Source organism: Acinetobacter sp. UBA2581 (genome assembly GCF_002339435.1).
Lineage (GTDB): Bacteria > Pseudomonadota > Gammaproteobacteria > Pseudomonadales > Moraxellaceae > Acinetobacter > Acinetobacter variabilis.
In genome coordinates this window covers 1-18230 of the sequence record NZ_DDLD01000047.1, presented here as the reverse complement: position 1 = coordinate 18230, position 18230 = coordinate 1, and the positions used below count along the sequence as shown (strand labels likewise).

The 18230-nt window shown below is 45.4% G+C and carries 15 protein-coding genes; 5 read left to right on the top strand and 10 right to left on the bottom strand.

The features are described from left to right. Positions 1-98 precede the first annotated feature (98 nt). From rsfS to B3Q46_RS05495, 5 genes are all read right to left on the bottom strand, one after another. Positions 99-500 (bottom strand): ribosome silencing factor, encoded by a 402-nt coding sequence (gene rsfS, locus B3Q46_RS05515; protein WP_004783634.1) that lies wholly within the window; start codon positions 498-500, stop codon positions 99-101. 81 nt (positions 501-581) lie between these two features. Continuing rightward, entirely contained in the window at positions 582-1370 is a 789-nt protein-coding gene (locus B3Q46_RS05510; RefSeq protein ID WP_286713909.1) for a hydroxypyruvate isomerase family protein, read from the bottom strand. 41 nt (positions 1371-1411) lie between these two features. Beyond that, positions 1412-2278 carry an NAD(P)-dependent oxidoreductase gene (locus B3Q46_RS05505; protein WP_286713907.1) on the bottom strand — a complete coding sequence of 289 codons (867 nt, stop codon included), beginning with the start codon at positions 2276-2278 and terminating at the stop codon, positions 1412-1414. Positions 2279-2314: 36 nt separating this feature from the next. Further along, positions 2315-3103: a crotonase/enoyl-CoA hydratase family protein gene (locus tag B3Q46_RS05500; protein WP_286713906.1), complete on the bottom strand. Its 789-nt coding sequence runs from the start codon at positions 3101-3103 to the stop codon at positions 2315-2317. A 102-nt stretch (positions 3104-3205) separates the two neighbouring features. Continuing rightward, positions 3206-6013 carry a GacS-like sensor histidine kinase gene (locus tag B3Q46_RS05495; protein WP_286713904.1) on the bottom strand — a complete coding sequence of 936 codons (2808 nt, stop codon included), beginning with the start codon at positions 6011-6013 and terminating at the stop codon, positions 3206-3208. A 331-nt stretch (positions 6014-6344) separates the two neighbouring features. On the opposite strand from B3Q46_RS05495, the gene cysM reads away from it, so the two are divergent. The 5 genes from cysM to B3Q46_RS05470 all read left to right on the top strand — a co-directional run bounded on the left by cysM (position 6345) and on the right by B3Q46_RS05470 (position 12585). Continuing rightward, positions 6345-7274, top strand: coding sequence for a cysteine synthase CysM (cysM, locus tag B3Q46_RS05490; protein ID WP_286713902.1), 930 nt, complete (start codon positions 6345-6347; stop codon positions 7272-7274). Positions 7275-7291: 17 nt separating this feature from the next. After that, entirely contained in the window at positions 7292-8110 is an 819-nt protein-coding gene (locus tag B3Q46_RS05485; RefSeq protein WP_286713900.1) for a 3'-5' exonuclease, read from the top strand. Between the two features lie 6 nt (positions 8111-8116). Then, positions 8117-9493 (top strand): 23S rRNA (uracil(1939)-C(5))-methyltransferase RlmD, encoded by a 1377-nt coding sequence (rlmD, locus tag B3Q46_RS05480; RefSeq protein WP_286713898.1) that lies wholly within the window; start codon positions 8117-8119, stop codon positions 9491-9493. Positions 9494-9537: 44 nt separating this feature from the next. Then, positions 9538-11847 (top strand): RelA/SpoT family protein, encoded by a 2310-nt coding sequence (locus B3Q46_RS05475; protein ID WP_159123078.1) that lies wholly within the window; start codon positions 9538-9540, stop codon positions 11845-11847. A gap of 93 nt (positions 11848-11940) precedes the next feature. Continuing rightward, positions 11941-12585 (top strand): hypothetical protein, encoded by a 645-nt coding sequence (locus B3Q46_RS05470; RefSeq protein ID WP_104425745.1) that lies wholly within the window; start codon positions 11941-11943, stop codon positions 12583-12585. 60 nt (positions 12586-12645) lie between these two features. Here B3Q46_RS05470 and secF read toward each other — a convergent pair whose 3' ends face one another. From secF to B3Q46_RS05445, 5 genes are all read right to left on the bottom strand, one after another. Further along, complete coding sequence (gene secF / locus B3Q46_RS05465; RefSeq protein WP_004783617.1) at positions 12646-13617, bottom strand: protein translocase subunit SecF; 972 nt, start codon at positions 13615-13617, stop codon at positions 12646-12648. A gap of 10 nt (positions 13618-13627) precedes the next feature. Beyond that, on the bottom strand, positions 13628-15526 hold the full coding sequence (gene secD, locus B3Q46_RS05460; protein WP_286713894.1) for a protein translocase subunit SecD: 1899 nt from the start codon (positions 15524-15526) through the stop codon (positions 13628-13630). A gap of 52 nt (positions 15527-15578) precedes the next feature. Further along, positions 15579-15908: a preprotein translocase subunit YajC gene (yajC, locus tag B3Q46_RS05455; RefSeq protein ID WP_004783613.1), complete on the bottom strand. Its 330-nt coding sequence runs from the start codon at positions 15906-15908 to the stop codon at positions 15579-15581. 100 nt (positions 15909-16008) lie between these two features. Further along, positions 16009-17139 carry a tRNA guanosine(34) transglycosylase Tgt gene (gene tgt, locus B3Q46_RS05450; RefSeq protein WP_004783611.1) on the bottom strand — a complete coding sequence of 377 codons (1131 nt, stop codon included), beginning with the start codon at positions 17137-17139 and terminating at the stop codon, positions 16009-16011. 122 nt (positions 17140-17261) lie between these two features. Continuing rightward, positions 17262-18116 carry a DUF4303 domain-containing protein gene (locus B3Q46_RS05445; RefSeq protein WP_286713891.1) on the bottom strand — a complete coding sequence of 285 codons (855 nt, stop codon included), beginning with the start codon at positions 18114-18116 and terminating at the stop codon, positions 17262-17264. Positions 18117-18230: the final 114 nt, after the last annotated feature.

The following is an 18230-nucleotide window of genomic DNA, read 5'->3' as shown; positions in this document are numbered from 1 at the left end:
TTATTAAAGTTACTGCTCCATAAATTTCTTTTTCGATTCAAGTTAAACAATATAAAAAAAGCGACCTACATAGGTCGCTTTTTTTGAATATTCGATGTTTATGCTACAGAATCTGCAGGATTGCGCCATAGGCTTTCTAGGTCATAGAATTTACGCGCTGTAGGCAGCATGCAGTGCACTACAACAAAACCTAGATCAATCAGGATCCATTCTGCATCACGTTCGCCTTCGATACCAAGCGGACGGAAACCTGCTTTACGTGCTTCTTCAGCAACATTATCTGCAAGTGATTTGATATGACGGGTTGATGTACCGCTTGCAATCACCATGGCATCTGCCACGTTACTGATGCTAGCAACATCAAGCTGAACAACTTCTTTAGCCTTTACATCTTCAAGGGCTGCATGTACAACTTTCAAGCATGCGTTTACTGCTTGTGCATGAGAATTCATAGTGTGATCGTGAGAATTAGAAGCGCTGGGCGATGGTTCTAAATTCATAGGGAGTATAATTTCCTAACAATTATGCATGATCTAATATAGCGGTTTTAGCCCAAAATTTCAAATGTACCTTCCGTCGCTTTAGTCATACTCTGGGAAGAACTGTTCTTTCCAGCCAAAGGACTCTCCCGAAGTTCCCAGAGGTTTATATTCGGCTGCGACATAACCATTGTATTGGCTATTCTCTAACCATTGAAAAATCTCATAATATGGAATGGAAGCCGTATTTGGTTGATGACGCCCCGGGCAGTCTGCAAACTGGATATGACCAATCTCTGCAATATTTTCTTTTAAGGCTTCAAGTACATCTTCACCCATCATGGCCATATGATAACAGTCATATTGCATTTTTAAGGCAGGATGATTGACAGCTTCTAGCATCTCCTGAGCTTGAGCTACATTTTGAATCAGAAAGCGTGGCATATCCTGACCATTGATCATTTCAAAGACTGACTGAATCTGATAATCAGAGAGCATAGAGCAGGCAATTTTCAGATTACTCGCCAAGGTGTTCAGGCAAGGAAGCAGGTCACAATCCAGTGGCTGTTTGCCGGCCAGAATATTGACACTCGGCACATTCAGAGCAGTCGCATATTGAATGGCTTGCTCTACGGCATGACGAAACTCGATTTCCTGTCCAGGGATACCAGCTAGACCGTGTCCACCTTGCATCAGATCACCAGCAGGCACATTAATCAGGCAGATATCCAGATCATGCAACTGAAGCTGCTGCTGAATCTGCTCAATACTCAGTTCATAGGGGAACTGGATTTCCACATGCTTAAAACCGTGCGCATGAGCCAAGGCAAAACGTTCTAACAGCGGTACTTCCGTAAAAATCATGGAGAGGTTAACGGCGAGTTTGGTCATGGGCTTTTCCTTGCTCAAGGCAGAATATTGAAATGAAATATTTAATGGTCTACGTGCTTGATTACAGTAGCCAGATCGGCCTCAGCAAATCCGTCTTGCTGATGGGCTTTGAGTTGAGACAGGGCTTGGCTGGCCACAGGGATATCCAAAGCTAAAGTACCGGCCAGTTGCACCGCATTGTTCAGGTCTTTAGACAATGTCTGCACTTTCCATTGCACGGGTTCAAACGTCTGACTGGCCATACGCGGGGCCAGAATCTGAAAAGGCTTGGAGTCAGCAAAACCACCAGCTAATGCTGGTGCAAGCAGGGCAGTATCTACACCGGCACGATCGGCCAAAGCCACTGCTTCAGCAATCAAGGTGCTGTTGGCTGCCACAATCAGCTGGTTACAGATTTTAGTCGCCTGACCGGTTCCAGTATCACCCATGCGAGTGACACGTTGTGAAAGCACCTTATAGATGGGATCAAGTGCGGTAATAGTTTCTGCATCACCACCAGCGAAGATCACTAGCGTGCCTTGTTTTGCACCGGCTGTACCGCCAGACACAGGAGAGTCAATCCAGATGGCTTGTTTAGCTTGGGCCTGTTCAGCTAGAGTTTTAGTTTGATGTACAGAAAGACTGGAAAAATCGACAATAACCTGTCCAGCCACCAGATCTGGTTGAATCTGCTTAAAGACCGATTGCACCGCAGCATCATCTGCCAGACAAGTCAGAATAACCGGATAATTTGCAATTTGATCTAGAGATAGCGGAGTGGCTCCCAGTGCAAGCAAAGGATCGCAGGCACTGGCCGTGCGGTTCCAGACTGCAACTCGGAAACCAGCTTTCAGCAAGCGGGTTGCCATACGACTGCCCATGAGTCCCATACCTAAAAAGGCAATTTTGCTATCACGATCGAATTGCATTTTATCTCTCATCTTTTGATTTTGCTTCAGCCATAATTATCGATATTGACGTGGTACAAACTGCACGTCCGGATCTTTATCCTTTTTACGTGCCAGTTGGCTGTTTTTGCCGAGTAACAGTTTAAGCTGCCAGATTTTTTCCATACGCAGTGACTTGTTGGGTTTGTGTTCCATCGCATCCAGCACAAATTTAGAGGCCATCAAGGCATCTGGAGAGCGTTGTAACATTTCTTCAGCCAAAGCCTGTGCTTTTGCTAATGGCTGCTCATCGACATGGGTGATCAGACCAATTTCTTTGGCATAGGCACCTTCAAAAATACGTGCGGTTAAAGTCAGCTCTTTGGCCAAATCAATCCCGATCAGACCTTTGAGAGAACGCGTTAGCCCCATATCTGGTACTAGACCCCAACGAGTTTCCATAATTGACATTTTGGTCGCAGGATGGGCGATTCGGATATCCGCGGCCAACGCAAGTTGCATACCTGCACCAAAGCAGAAACCTTCAATGGCTGCAATGACGGGTACAGGCAGTTCCTGCCAGACCAGAAAAGCTTTCTGAAATAAGCTCTGTCCAGGACGAATCAGTTCCCAAGCAGCATAGGCCCGATTTTTAGGATTATTTAAATCGGCCAAGTCAATGCCGGCACTAAAGACCTGCGCTTCACCGGTTAAAATGACACAACGCACCGACTTATCTTTTTTAATCCGGTTCGCAATCTGCACCAGTTCACGCAGCAGGGCAAAGCTCATGGCATTACGTTTGTCTGGACGGCTGAGAGTAACCGTGGCAATTCCATTATTTTTTTCAAAGCGTACAAGTGACATGGTATTCATCCTTAATTTTTCTGTAAGCGAGCATAGCATGAGCAATCTGTGCTTGCATGACAGTGCAGTCATACAGATATGAGTAAGTAAAACAGTAATTTTTTAACCACTATGCTTGTTTAAAATTTGCTGAGCTGCCTGTTCTACCTGCTCAATCATTGCTTTCAGTTCATCCAGATATTTCAGTACTTCCTGAACAAAACTGTCATCGGCCTTACGGCGTTCCTTACGCAAGGTCGAGACAAACTGCTCAAAACTTCCGGTAACTTTTTGCAGAGTCGGTGTGCCGACATAACGGGTTGCCCCATAGAGACGGTGCAAAACATGTTCCAGCTGCGGAAAATCTTCCAGCTCAATTAATTGCTCAATTTCATCCAGCTGTTTTTCAAAACTGTCGACCAGCATGCTAAGCAGATCGACTGCCAGATCTTCTTTATTGGCTGCCAGTTGCAAGCTTTGTTGCCAATCCAGAATATTCGGATCCAGCGCATCAATGACATTGGCACGTTCCAGCACTGGAATCTTTTTAAAACTTTCAGTCGTCCACTGCGTCAGGATCTGCACGATCTGATCAATCTGAATTGGCTTGGTGACATAATCATCCATACCATTTTGTAGCAATTTCTGTTTCTCATCAGAAAGGGCATGTGCTGTCAGAGCAATAATCGGTAAACGTTGATGATTTTCGAAAGTTGATTCCAGTGAACGAATTGCACGGGTGGTATCAATACCCGACATCACTGGCATCTGGATATCCATAAACACCAGATCAAAGGACGGCAGACCTTGTTCATAACGGCTCTGGATGATATCAATCGCTTCCTGTCCGCTAATGGCTTTGGTCGTGGTGACATTCAGTTCGGCCAACAAGGCTTCCAGAACAATCAGGTTCGGCAGATGGTCATCAACGGCAAGGATATGCAGTCCCTGACCATTAAAGTCTTCATGCTGTTCCTGATCAAAGACGGGTTGATTGCCGAGTAGCTGAATTAGGGCACTACGACTGAGTGGCTGATGCAGAGCACGGGCACGATGATCATTCAGCATGTTCGGATCAAGCTGCATTTGATAACCATACACAGCCAGATGTCCCTGATAGCGAGAACGAATTTCTGTCAGTAAGGCTTGACTATCACCACTATGGTCAACAATCAGCCAGGTATTCTCGATATTTTGTAAATGATTTAGACGACTGAACAGATCCAGAATGGACGTCGATTCAATATGTTTAACGTGATAATTCTCCAGATAATGTCTTAAGACATTCGCCGTTGCCGGATGGGCAAGATAAGATACAACCGTCAGATCACTGAAATCCGGGTGCTCATGGATAATATCTTCATCCACTGGGAATTGGGCGGTAAACCAGAAGGTTGAGCCTTTTTCTGTTGGAGCACGTTCCTGATTATCTTCAAATCCGATTTGACCATGCATCAGGTGGACCAGTTGTTTGGAAATGGCCAGGCCTAAACCTGTACCGCCGAATTGGCGGGTGACCGAGGTATCGCCTTGCGAGAAGGATTCAAACAGTTTTTTACGGTCAGTTCCGCTCAGGCCAATGCCGCTGTCCTGAACACTGAAATGCAGCAGACATTGCCCAATATCATCGTGCTCCATGCGTGCCCGAACAATGATTTCGCCGTCTGGAGTAAACTTGATCGCATTAGAAATCAGGTTGGTCAGAATCTGCTTAAAGCGTAGTACATCACCAATCACATGTTTCGGTACATTGTCTGCAAAATAGAATGCCATATCGATATGCTTCTGTGCAGCCAGTGGCGAGAGCATGTCCATCACATCAAAGATAGCTTCTTCCAGATCAAAAGGTGCAGTTTCCAGTTCCAGTTTGCCAGCATCAATCTTGGAGAAATCTAGTACATCATTGATCAGGGCCAGCAGATGTGCAGAAGATTTGCGGATGGTCTGCAAATACAGGCTTTGCTCATTGCTAAGATTGCCTTGACGCAGCAGTAGGTGAATAAAACCATCAATACTGTTTAAGGGTGTGCGTAATTCATGGGAAATATTGGCCAGAAACACCGACTTGGCTTGATTGGCCGAAATCGCCTGGTCACGTGCCTGACGATAAGTAATATTTTGAACTTCTAAAGTATCTAGAGTACGGCGCAAATCGTCTTCAGTCTGTTCGGTATGCTCGCGCAATTCCAGAAAGCTGAAATGCAGACGTTTCACCACATTGGCAATATCACGCTGCAACAGGCGCAGTTCACCGGTACTGTTAATCACCATATGTTGATCTAGGGTGTCGGCATTCAGGCGTTGCAGCTGCATGCGAATTTCATACATCGGCGCAATCCAGCGACGTGAATAGAAATTCAGACATAACAATAAGAGCAATAAGGTCAATAAGCCGGTCGCAATCAAAACGATCAGAACCCGGTAGCGGGCAATTTCTAAGGGCTGATTGTCCAGTTCGATCGCCAGCCAGCCTGCATTCATGCCATTTTCATTTACTTTGACTGTATAAATATGATTGTTTTTATCTAGTATCGGGCCAACAAAATTGCCATCTTTTTTAAAGTCAGGCCAAGGCGCCTGTTCCTGAAAACCAATGCCGAGTTTACTTTTGCCATTTTCATCCAGAATAGCCGCACGAACCAGATGCTTTTCATTCAGCATATTCTGCATGGCGGCATGAGCCTGCTCATATTGCCATGGGTACAGGCTCAAAATGTCCAGTGCATATTCAGAAGTGGCCTGAAAACGGGTCAGAATCGCAATGGCCATCTGCTTTTGCTGGGCACGAGCGGCATTGGAAGTTTCCGAGATTACCAGAGCAGCGCCGACACAGGCCAGAATAGTAATGGGTACAAAAATCAGTGCAATCAGCTGTCCATAAGCATGATTTAAGTGTAGGCGTTTAAACAGCTTTTTGTTGATATTTGACATGATTCAAGCAGTATTTTCCTTATGCTTTGCATATTAGCATGCTTTAAATCTACTGTTAAAATTTCAGCATTATTTTTATAAAGCTCCAGATTAAGGCAGAAAATAAGAACCATTATGCTGAACAGTCATTATGGGTGTTTGAGCAAACCTTTTCAGGGGGAGAGGTGAGCTAAGTCACTGTCATGATTAAGGAGTTTTATCAAGCTAAAACAGGACAAATTGGCCATGCCGATCGTGATTTATACAGTTTTATGCAAAAGCACTGCTATAAATGGGTGCAGGGAAATACATTTTTTCATACAATAGCCGCACCTCGATATAGGTGCAAATAATGAGTAATACCACCCCTGATTTTCAAGCAGACGAATTTTTACTGGACCATTATGTAGGCAAAACGCCACTGGTGCGTTTGCAGCGTCTGGCTAGTCACACTCAAGCCACAGTACTCGCAAAACTCGAAGGAAATAATCCGGCAGGCTCGGTCAAGGACCGTCCAGCGTATAACATGATCATGCAGGCGGAAAAGCGCGGACAGATCAAACCGGGTGATACCTTGATTGAGGCGACCAGCGGAAATACAGGGATTGCATTGGCGATGGTTGCGGCCATGCGCGGTTACAAAATGCAGCTGATTATGCCGAATAACATGAGTCAGGAACGTAAGGACGCGATGCGTGCTTATGGCGCTGAACTGATTGAAGTGACCAAAGAGCAGGGCATGGAAGGTGCGCGTGATCTGGCCTTGCAAATGCAGGCTGATGGTAAAGGTTTGGTGTTAAACCAGTTTGGTAACCCGGACAATGTCGAAGCACATTACCTGACCACAGGTCCTGAAATCTGGCAGCAAACTGGCGGCAAGATTACGCACTTTGTCAGCTCAATGGGTACTACAGGTACGATCATGGGCGTATCTAAATATCTGAAAGAAATGAATCCGGACATTCAGATTGTGGGCCTACAACCATCTGATGGTTCTAGCATTGCCGGTATCCGTCGCTGGCCAGAAGAATATTTGCCAACGATTTTCGATCGTAGTCGTATCGACCATATTATCGATATTCCACAGATTGAAGCGGAACGTACTATGCGTAAACTGGCACAAAAAGAAGGTATCAGTGCCGGTACATCTTCTGGCGGTGCAGTTTGGGCATCCATCAAGCTCGCAGAAGAAAATCCGGATGCAGTAATTGTATGTATTATCTGTGACCGTGGTGACCGTTACCTGTCTACAGGCTTGTTCTCTGTACAAGACCCTGAATAATTTTTGAGAAATCTTTTATGCGCCTGCCTGTTTTAACTTTCGATATTGAAACCCAAACCGATCTTAAATCAGGCGCGCATCTGTTTGGTCTGGATCTGCCTGAGGCTGATCTGGATCAGGCCCTGATCAAATTACGCCGTCAGGAATCAGGCTCGGACTTTCAGCGTCTGCCACTGCATGAGATTGTCTGTATTTCCGGTTTATGGATGGATGAACAGGGCATGCGCCTGTTTTCTTTCAGCCGTGAACAGTACAGCGAAGCAGAGATTTTAAAAAAATTCTTATCCATTTTTGACAAGCGTCATCCGACGCTAGTCAGTTGGAATGGCTCACAATTTGACCTGCCGGTTATTCTTTATCGGGCCATGTATCATGGCTTATCTGCCCCAAGTCTGTTCGATCAGGGCGAAATTGATACGCAAAAGCGTTATAATAACTACCAGAATCGTTACCATCAGCGTCACGTCGATTTGATGGATGTTATGGCCATGTTTCATGCCCGCCATTTTCAGAAACTGGATGATGTTGCTCATTTATTGGGTTATCCAGGCAAGCGTGGTGATGGTGGCTATCATGTACCTGAATATGTACGTAACCAGCAATGGAACGCACTCACCAGCTATTGCGAAGGTGATGTGCTCAATACTTGGTTGGTCTATATTCGCTGGCTGTTGCTAAAGGGCCAATTGATGTTGCCTGATTATCAGCATCTGGTGCAGAGTACGATTCAATACCTGCATACCCAGCCGCAACATGCAGATTTTTTATCAGTCTGGCGTGAAACCTCACAAAGAACTGAATTTACCCGTTTTGATTTTCCCATCTCCACATCCTAGGTTTTCATGAAACGTCGAGCACAACCACGTCCAGCACCGCAATCCGAGTATATTTTTCAAGTGGAATCACTCTCACATGAAGGACGTGGCATCGCTCACTATGGTTCACATCCGGACCATCCGCTTGAAAAGCATGGCAAGAAAGTCTTTATCCGTTATGCCTTGCCAGGTGAAACCGTTCGTGCCCGCATTACCCGTGAAGTCAAAAAACTGGAAGAGGCGGATAGCCTTGAGTTAATCAGTGAGGCTTCCGAGATCAGGGTCAAACCTGTGTGTCCACATTTTGGCGTATGCGGTGGCTGTAATATGCAGCATATCCATCCCGATGCGCAGATTGAACTTAAGCAGAATGTTCTGAAATCACATTTGCAGCATTTTGCCGGGATCCAGCCTGAGGAGTGGTTGCCACCGCTACGTTCACAACGTGAAGATTACCGTCGAAAAGCCCGGATTGGGGTACGTTATCTGCCTCAAAAAGACAAGCTGGTGGTTGGTTTTCGTGAAAACCAGTCCAATAAGCTGACTTCGATTGACCGTTGCATGATTCTGGATCGCGAGTTTGGATCAGTTACACGTCTTAAACAATTGCTCCAAAGTCTCGATGGTCAGGCAGATATTGGTCATATAGAATTGGCTATGGGTGATCATGACATTGCGTTGCTCATTCGTGAAACCGCAGAATTATCGGTAACAGATGTCAACCGATTGCGCCAATTTACGTTGGAGAAAGGTTGGCAGCTTTATTTGCAACCTGCAGGCCAAGATTATTTGAAGCGGATTGATGAGCCTGAACAGGCAGCACGCTTACACTATGGTCTTGATGACTTTGATGTGGAATTCGGTTTTAATCCATTGGACTTCACTCAGGTCAATTCAACGATCAATCCGCAGATGGTTCGCTTGGCATGCGATTTGCTTCAATTACAGCAAGGCGAACGCGTTCTGGATCTGTTTTGTGGATTAGGAAACTTTTCTTTGCCACTGGCGCGCTGTGTTGGTGCGTCTGGTCAGGTGATTGCGGTTGAGGGGAGTGAGGAAATGGTGCAACGCGGTGCAGAAAATGCTAACAATAATGGTATTGCACAAGTTTCGTTCTATTCACAAGATTTAACCAAAGATTTTTCGCACCAGTCTTGGGCAAATCAGGGATTTGATGCATTATTAATCGACCCGCCACGTGCTGGAGCAGAAGAAGTTATGCATTATATCCCTCAGTTTGGTGCCAAAAGAATCGTTTATGTGTCATGTAATCCCGCTACGCTTGCAAGAGATGCAGGGCTACTGGTACAACAAGGTTATCAGCTAACAAAAGCCGGTGTGATGGATATGTTTACGCATACCGGACATGTCGAGTCGATTGCCTTGTTCGAAAAAGAAAATTAAATAAACGATCAAAGAGATGATGTATCTAAAAGTAGGAGAAGGGTATGGTCACAGTACGTGAGCAACTGCCTGGGCGGCTCAATGAGTTGTCACAGGAGGCGACTGTAGAACATGCCGAACAAGCACAGCAGGATCTGACTGAATGGTTAGATCGGGTTCGTGGCATATTAGACGGGGCTCCCCTGAAGCAGCTCGAAGAAGTTGCCCGTTTAACCTTAGAAAAAGAGCTACAAAGTACGGTTCAGCATCGCTCTAATACCTTCTATACCGGTATTGAAATGGCGGATATTCTCGCGCATCTCTATGTTGATGAAGATACCTTGTCTGCTGCCATGCTTTACCGCGCAGTACGTGAAGGCGTCATGCCACTGGCAGAAGTGCAGGAAAAATTCGGTGAACAGGTCTACAGCCTGGTCAAAGGCACGCTGTCCATGGGTAAGCTGTCTGAGCTGATTGAAAAAAATAAACGCCTGGAAGACCACTTCAATAATAACCAGCGTGAACATCTGTCTGGTATTTACAAGATGCTGATTTCGGTAACGGAAGATGTTCGCGTCGTGTTAATCAAGCTGGCAGAACGTACCTATGCACTGCGTGAGCTGGCTAATTCTTCACGTGAACGGCAAGAACGGGTCGCACGAGAAATTCTCACCATTTATTCTCCTTTAGCGCATCGTCTCGGGATTGCCCAGCTGAAATGGGAACTCGAAGATCTAGCCTTCCGCTATCTGGCGCCGGAACGCTATAAAGAAATCGCCTCTTTGCTGAATGAAAAGCGTCTGGAACGCGAACAATATATTCAGTTTGTGATTGATAAGTTGCGTGAAGAGCTGGCAGAACACGGCATTGAAGCTGAAATTAACGGCCGGGTGAAGCACATTTATTCGATCTATCGGAAAATGAAAAGCAAGAGCTTGAGCTTCGACCAGCTGTATGACATCCGTGCACTGCGTGTATTGGTGAAAAGTGTGCCTGAGTGTTATCACACGCTCGGGATCGTACATCAATTGTGGCGACATATTCCGCATCAATTTGATGACTATATTACCAATCCGAAAGCCAATGGTTATCGCTCTTTACACACAGCTGTGATTGCGGAAAACAAGTCACTTGAAGTGCAGATTCGTACTTATACGATGCATGAAGAGGCCGAGCTTGGCGTATGCTCGCACTTCAACTATAAGGAAGGTTCGAAAAATACCGATACTTCCTTTAATCATCGTCTGCATTCCCTGCGTGCAGTGATTGAGCATTATCAAGAACGCAATGAAGCCAGTGCGCATAAAGATGAAGAAGAGGAAGTTGAAAATTTTGAACACATTCAAGATTTTGAAGGCTTCGAAAAAATCTATGTGTTCAGCCGTGATGGTGATATTAAAGAGTTGCCACGGGGGTCAACCGTACTCGACTTTGCCTATCACGTGCACACAGAAGTCGGCAACAAATGCTATGCGGCTCGGGTCAACCAGCGCTATGTGCCTTTAACCTATGCCTTGAAAACCGGGGAACAGGTCGAGATTCTGACCAAGAAAGACCGTGAACCAAATCGGGACTGGTTGGTTAATTCACTGGGTTATATCAAGACTGCACGTGCGCGTGACAAGTTACGTCACTGGTTCCGTCAGCAAGATCGCAGTAAGAATCTGGAAGTGGGTCGTGAAATTCTGAATAAAGAATTGGCACGTTTGGCAATTCATCCAAAATCAATCGACTTGGGTGATTATTGCAACCATTTCAATGTGAAGAGTGGCGAAGATATTCTGATTGGTCTGGTGAATGGTGATATTAGCCTGCATGCTCTGATCAATCAGGTCAATCGCCATATGCATCTGGATCAGGATGAGCCTGAACTGGTGCTGAAACCAGCCTTGAATCCGCGTGCCAGCCATACCTTGTCTGCACATGGTATTCTAATTGATGGTCTGGATAACGTCGAACTGCATGTAGCCCAGTGCTGTCAGCCAGTCCATGGTGAATCGATTGCGGGATATATTACCTTGAATCGCGGTGTAAGCATCCATAAGGTAGCTTGTCCGGATTATGTACGTATGATCAGCCAAGAACCGGAACGTGCAGTAGAAGCCGACTGGGAAATGCAGCCGACTCGTGGCCAAAGTGTACAGATCGTGGTGGAAGCCTATGACCGTCGCGGCCTGCTCAAAGATCTGACTCAGGTGATTTTCTCGGATCAGATCAATATCCGTCAGGTAAATACCATTTCAGAAGCAGATGGTATTGCCAATATGAAGCTGTTGATTGAAGTCAAAGGTCTGGCTCAACTTTCCAAACTATTGGCCCGTCTTGAACAGCAGCCGGGAATTATCAGTGCACGCCGTCTGGTACAAGGCAACTGATTCTTTTTAGGCATGATTATAAAAGCCCGCAATTCAATTGCGGGCTTTTTTGTTATAAGGTGTGGTTAAGAGGGAAAAGAGCAAATAATAGACATGAGTGCCACGGAAATATTTGAACTGAGACGAAATAATCTGGCCAAAGTGATTGATCAGTTGATTGATAGCCAGCAGTTTAAAAATGGCAAAGAGATTTGCGAGCATTTTGGTCTGTCTGCAGCCTATATTACCCAGCTATTGAACAGTAAGCGCCAGATTGGAGAAAAGGCTGCACGCGAGCTGGAACAGCAACTGAGTTTAGAAAGTTTAATATTGGATCGTGCTCAAGCACCTATCATTGAAATGGCATCTAATCCTGTAAAAATGACTTTGTTCCAGATGCAGGTTGTTGAACAGCAAGTCTTTAAAATGGAAGTTATAGATTCGGCAGAAAATCTTGTATCTTGGTTGAAATTGGAACCTCAGCATTATGCCATTCAGGTCACAGGACAGTATTATTTTCCGAACCTAAAAGCAGGCTGGTGGTTGGTCTGTGATGAGCAAGCTGATTTACAGCCATCTGGCTTGATGTGTCTTTATTTAATTAATGGACTGCAACTCATTGTGGAGCTGATTTCGGAAAGCCAAGACAGCTATCAGATCCAAAGTCTGGATGAAAGCCGCAAGGTCAGTTTCCAGAAATTTGATGTAGCTAAAATCCATCCTGTGATTGCTATCGTGCCTCCGCAGCAATTTTCTTAGACCAGAAATAATTCAGCCCATCATAAGATGGGCTGAATAGTGAAATTGAAAACGGGCAGCTTATGGAAGCTGATTTTCGTCTTCAAACTCTGGTTTCACCTGAACAATAAAGTCCTGACGATTCAGACCGCGCCACAGGGCGAAGGCTGTACCGATATAGATCGAAGAATAGGTACCGACAAAGACACCTACAAACATTGCGATTGAGAACCATTTTAGACCAGCACCGCCCATGATCATCATGGCCACTACAACCAGTAATAATGTCATAGAAGTATGAATGGTACGGCGTAAGGTTTCAGTCAAGGCAATATTGATAATTTCAACAGGTTCGGCACCCCGGATCTTACGGAAGTTCTCACGAATACGGTCAGAAACCACGATGTTATCGTTGAGTGAGAAACCGATGATCGCCAATAGTGCAGCCAGAACCGTAAGGTCAAATGGCCATTGCATCATGGCAAAGATACCGATGGTCACCACGATATCGTGGAACAATGACAGTACAGCACCCATCGCCAGTTTGAACTCAAAGCGGATGGTGACATAGACCAGCATCAGCAACAGGGCAAGGGCAACTGCACCCGCAGAACGCACATACAGCTCGTTACCGACCTGTCCACCGACTACATCGACCTTAGGTACCTGAGCCGCATTGCCTGGCAGCTGAACTGCTGCAGTAACGGCTTTGGTAAGGTCTTCTGCTTCAATATCTTCCTGAACCGGCATACGTACCATCAGGTCACGTTCCGAGCCCAGCGTTTGCACGACCGCATCATCAAAGCCAGCTTTGCTGAGTGCCTGAGTCACATCATCTGGTTTTACTGGATTGGTATAGTTCAGCTCTGCTGATACACCACCGGTAAAGTCCAGACCGAGGTTCAAGCCTTTGGTCGCAATAAAGAAGATGCTGGCAACCGTCAGGATGATAGAGAACACTGCTGCAGGCAATGCAATCTTCATAAACGGAATGATACGTTCATCTTCAGGGCGACCGTACTGTTTCTGATTCAGTTGAGTATTTTCAGTCATCGTCGATCTCCTAAATGCTCAACTTTTTCAAGTTACGTTTTTTGCCATAGATGATCTGTACGATCGCACGGGTTACGGTAATTGCCGTAAACATTGAGCAGACAATACCAATCATCAGGGTGACAGCAAAGCCTTTGATCGGACCGGTACCAATTGCGAACAGAATGAACGCTACCAAGAAGGTAGTTAAGTTCGAATCGAAAATGGTGTTATAGGCCCGATCATAACCGGCCACAATCGCCTGTTTCGGCGAGGCGCCCCATTTCATTTCTTCCCGTATCCGCTCACAGATCAATACGTTGGCATCGACCGCCATACCGATGGTAATTACGATACCGGCAATACCCGGCAGGGTGAGGGAAGCACCAATCCATGACATGACAGTCAGAATCATTGCCAGGTTAACGACCAGTGCGAAGTTGGCAATGACACCGAATAGACGGAAGAATACTACCATCCAGATTGCTACCAGAATAAAGCCGATTTGAGTCGACAATACGCCTTTATCAATATTTTCCTGACCCAGACTTGGACCAATCACACGTTCTTCAACGAAATACATTGGCGCAGCCAGAGCACCAGCACGTAGCATCAAGGCAAGCTCAGAAGCTTCCTGAGGTGAGTCCAGACCGGTAATACGGAATTGAGAACCCAATACTGCCTGAATGGTTGCAGCGTTAATCACCACAGATTCAGTATATGGTGTACGCACTTCAGTTTGTGCACCAGTTGCCGGGTCTTCTACGTAGCTGATCTTTTGCTTGTTCTCGATGAACAGTACCGCCATACGTTTGCCTACGGCATTACGTGTGGCATCTGCCATCAATTTACCGCCAGCGCTGTCCAAAGTAATATTAACTTCAGCACCACCAGTATCCTGACTAAAGCCAGAAGATGCATTTTGTACACGTTCACCGGTCAAAATACGGTTACGGTTCAGCAATAACTGACGACCACTGTCCAGAGATTCATAAGCAAATGCCTGAGTACCTGCTGGAGCTGTACCACTTAATTGGCCAGTATAAGGATCAATGTATTGATCATTCAGATCAGACACCAGACGGAATTCCAGGTTCGCCGTACGACCCAAGACACGTTTTGCTTCTGCGGTATCCTGTACACCCGGAAGTTCAACCACAATACGGTTGCTGCCCTGGGTTTGTACCAGTGCTTCAGCCACACCTAACTCGTTAATACGGTTACGTAAAGTAGTTAAGTTCTGGTTTACCGCATAAGATTCGATTTCCTGCTTACGCGTATCGGTATAGTTGAGGCGTAAAGTCGAACCGGTTTCAGTCGCCACGGCCTGCTGGTTGAATTCATTGCCATTACGGCGCAAGAAATCCATGACAGCAGCACGATCATCATTATTGGCAAACTGCACAACAATGGTGTTGTTGCTTAAATTCAGGCTATTGAATTTCAAGTTGTTATCACGCAGCTGGCGACGCAGGTCAGTTACAGAGGTGTCCATGCGCTGTGCAATCGCCTTGTCCATATCCACTTCGAGCAGGAAGTGAACACCACCGCGTAAGTCCAGACCCAGTTTCATTGGTTTGGCACCAATTTTCTGTAGCCATTCTGGGGTGGTTGGAGCAAGGTTAAGTGCTACGACGTATTCATCACCTAAACCACGGCGTAAAGCTTCTTTGGCTTTCAGCTGTGCTTCACTTGAATTTACACGTAATAAAGCAGCGTTATTACTAAAGCTATTGTCGTGAGTTGCAATATTTTCAGTTGTTAAAATCTGCTCTGCTTTTTGTACGATGCCTGTGTCAATCTGAGTACCGGCTTTGGCACCCGAAATCTGTACAGCAGGTTCATCTGGATACAAACTTGGCAGGGCATATAAAGTACTGACCACCAGGACAACCAGGATCAGCACATATTTCCATGCTGGGTAACGCATTCGTTTTCTTCTTAAAATGAAAAAGTCGTGCGGGGAGCACGACTAATTTTGATTAAATGTTATTTAAAGTGCCTTCAGGCAGAACTGAGATCACACTCGCACGTTGAACTTTGACTTCTACACCGCGGCTCAACTCAACGACTGCGAAATCACCTTCAATTTTAGTGATTTTGCCCATTAAGCCGCCTGCAAAAACGACTTCGCTGCCTACGCCAAGGCTGTCAACCAGAGCACGGTGCTCTTTGGCACGTTTTGATTGAGGGCGCCAGATCAAGAAATAGAAGATTGCAACAAAAACCGCAATCATCAAAAGGTTAGCCATCAAGCTTGGTTGTTGTGCAGCTTCACCTGCAGCGTGAGCAGTCGAAATAAATAGGCTCATTTCATTTTCCTAAAATAAAAAACTGGTGATCAACTTGATAGTAAATTGACATATTCTTGCAATTTACCCTGTCTTTTTCCTCAGCGCAAATGCTGAAAGATTAATCTTGTGGACAAGGTGGAACTTCCAGGCCACGACGAGCGTAAAAGTCCTGAACAAATTCATCAAAAGTTCCGTTATCCAGCGCATTGCGGATATCTTCGGTAAAACGCTGGTAATAACGCAGGTTATGGATGGTACCGAGCATAGAACCCAGCATTTCTCCACATTTCTCTAAATGAAACAGATAGGCGCGGGTAAAGTTCTGACAGGTATAGCAGTCGCAATGTGGATCAAGCGGACTTTGATCATGACGATATTGGCTGTTACGGATACGCACCAGACCATCGGTCACGAAATAATGACCGTTACGTGCATTTCGGGTTGGCATGACGCAGTCGAACATGTCTACACCACGGCGGATACCTTCAACGATATCTTCCGGTTTGCCGACACCCATCAGGTAGCGCGGTTTATTTTCCGGCATTTTGTTCGGAAGATAATCCAGCACCTTGATCATCTCTTCTTTCGGCTCACCAACAGACAGACCGCCAATCGCATAACCGTCAAAGTCAATCTCAAGCAGACCTTTTAAGGATTCATCGCGCAGGTCTTCATACATCCCGCCCTGAATAATCCCGAACAGGGCATTTTTATTGTTGAGTTCATCATGATGATGCTTCTTGCAGCGCTCAGCCCAGCGTAAAGACAGCTGCAAAGATTTCTGCGCTTCTTCATGGGTTGCAGGATAAGGCGTACATTCATCAAAAATCATCACGATATCGGAGTTCAGCGTATGCTGAATTTCCATCGAAATTTCAGGTGAAAGGAAAACTTTTGAACCATCAATCGGTGAGCGGAAGGTCACGCCTTTTTCTTCAATCTTGCGCATCGCACCCAGACTGAAGACCTGGAAGCCGCCTGAGTCAGTCAGAATCGGTTTATCCCATTTCATGAAACCGTGCAAGCCACCATGCTGCTTGATAACTTCAAGACCCGGGCGCAGGTACAAATGGAATGTATTACCGAGGATAATCTGCGCTTTAATGCCTTCCACATCACGTGGCAACATGCCTTTGACGGTGCCATAAGTACCAACTGGCATAAAGACGGGTGTCTCTACTACGCCATGTTCAAGCGTTAAACGACCACGACGGGCACGACCCGACTGACCTAATTTTTCAAACTTCATAAGAGTTCCAAATCAAGGCGAAAAAACAGTTCGCTGATTACTAATGCGAATTAAAGGGCGCTATTTTCCTTGATTCTGACCTTAAACGCCAGCATTGTAGAGAATTCACTCTGTAATTTTATTTATCGATGAATAGGGGAAATATCAGGTGAAAGAGGTGAATTTGCAGAAAATTGCTGTAAACGCTGCATGATTTCTTCCCGGCTCAAGGCACAGCTACCATCGGGTTCAGCCGCCATGGTAGCAATATGCCGGATCAGTTTTTGGATATAGATATTGCTGTCGATAAAATAAGATTCCAGCGTCAGTAAATAGGCATCCTGCGCTACTTGCAAATAGTCATAAGGCTCTATCGTGAGCATTTGTTCCAGATCAATCAGGATGTTTTTGTCACTTTGCGAAAGCTTGAAGCGTTTATGGGATGCAGGCAAAGGCTGAGCTTGTCTGGAAGCTAAAAAGTCCTGCAATAAGCGACTGTCAGAATTGAGTTCAAGTGCTGACTGGTGTTCGACTTCAGGCTGGTTCGGAACGCTGAGAAAAAAGATAATCGAATCTAGATCCAGACCATAAGCTTCAGATAATTTGCGTTTGGCTTGTTTAAAGGTTTCTAGCAATAAATCCAAGTGAGTAGCAGGAATCTGTTTTTGCTGGGCTAAGACAGGATGGTCAAAACTATGCTGTGTTTTAAAATACTCTGCCAGCAAAGTTTTAAAAGGCACGAGTTCAGATTGTGAAGAGCTTTGGCTTTTATAGCGCCATTTTCGTACATTCCAGCGATCCCGTTCGGCCAGATATTGCTGTGGATCTTCAGGAGCCTGAAAAAAGCTACGTTCTGTGGAAATCGCCAGATCATCCAGCAGTAAAAATTCATCAAAGACCAGACTACAAGCATAGATTTCATCATCCTGATAGCGGTCATGCAGCTGATAAAAGTCCTTGACCAGCATCTGTTGCAAGTGTTCTAAATAATCCAGCATGATTTTTTATTCTTTTTATAAGTGTATAGGACTTACGCACTATTGTTTATAGATTCTCTATGGTAGCAGATGATTTTTATCGAGAATAAAGTCATCAATGAAGTTTTTGATAAC

Bases quoted from the DNA above. Each gene is read 5' to 3' on its own strand.
- rlmD (WP_286713898.1), top strand. From the start codon at position 8,117: ATGAAACGTCGAGCACAACCACGTCCAGCACCGCAATCCGAGTATATT.
- rsfS (WP_004783634.1), bottom strand. From the start codon at position 500: ATGAATTTAGAACCATCGCCCAGCGCTTCTAATTCTCACGATCACACT.
- yajC (WP_004783613.1), bottom strand. From the start codon at position 15,908: ATGAGCCTATTTATTTCGACTGCTCACGCTGCAGGTGAAGCTGCACAA.
- B3Q46_RS05445 (WP_286713891.1), bottom strand. From the start codon at position 18,116: ATGCTGGATTATTTAGAACACTTGCAACAGATGCTGGTCAAGGACTTT.
- B3Q46_RS05505 (WP_286713907.1), bottom strand. From the start codon at position 2,278: ATGCAATTCGATCGTGATAGCAAAATTGCCTTTTTAGGTATGGGACTC.
- B3Q46_RS05495 (WP_286713904.1), bottom strand. From the start codon at position 6,013: ATGTCAAATATCAACAAAAAGCTGTTTAAACGCCTACACTTAAATCAT.
- B3Q46_RS05475 (WP_159123078.1), top strand. From the start codon at position 9,538: ATGGTCACAGTACGTGAGCAACTGCCTGGGCGGCTCAATGAGTTGTCA.
- secF (WP_004783617.1), bottom strand. From the start codon at position 13,617: ATGACTGAAAATACTCAACTGAATCAGAAACAGTACGGTCGCCCTGAA.
- secD (WP_286713894.1), bottom strand. From the start codon at position 15,526: ATGCGTTACCCAGCATGGAAATATGTGCTGATCCTGGTTGTCCTGGTG.
- B3Q46_RS05470 (WP_104425745.1), top strand. From the start codon at position 11,941: ATGAGTGCCACGGAAATATTTGAACTGAGACGAAATAATCTGGCCAAA.
- cysM (WP_286713902.1), top strand. From the start codon at position 6,345: ATGAGTAATACCACCCCTGATTTTCAAGCAGACGAATTTTTACTGGAC.
- B3Q46_RS05500 (WP_286713906.1), bottom strand. From the start codon at position 3,103: ATGTCACTTGTACGCTTTGAAAAAAATAATGGAATTGCCACGGTTACT.
- tgt (WP_004783611.1), bottom strand. From the start codon at position 17,139: ATGAAGTTTGAAAAATTAGGTCAGTCGGGTCGTGCCCGTCGTGGTCGT.
- B3Q46_RS05510 (WP_286713909.1), bottom strand. From the start codon at position 1,370: ATGACCAAACTCGCCGTTAACCTCTCCATGATTTTTACGGAAGTACCG.
- B3Q46_RS05485 (WP_286713900.1), top strand. From the start codon at position 7,292: ATGCGCCTGCCTGTTTTAACTTTCGATATTGAAACCCAAACCGATCTT.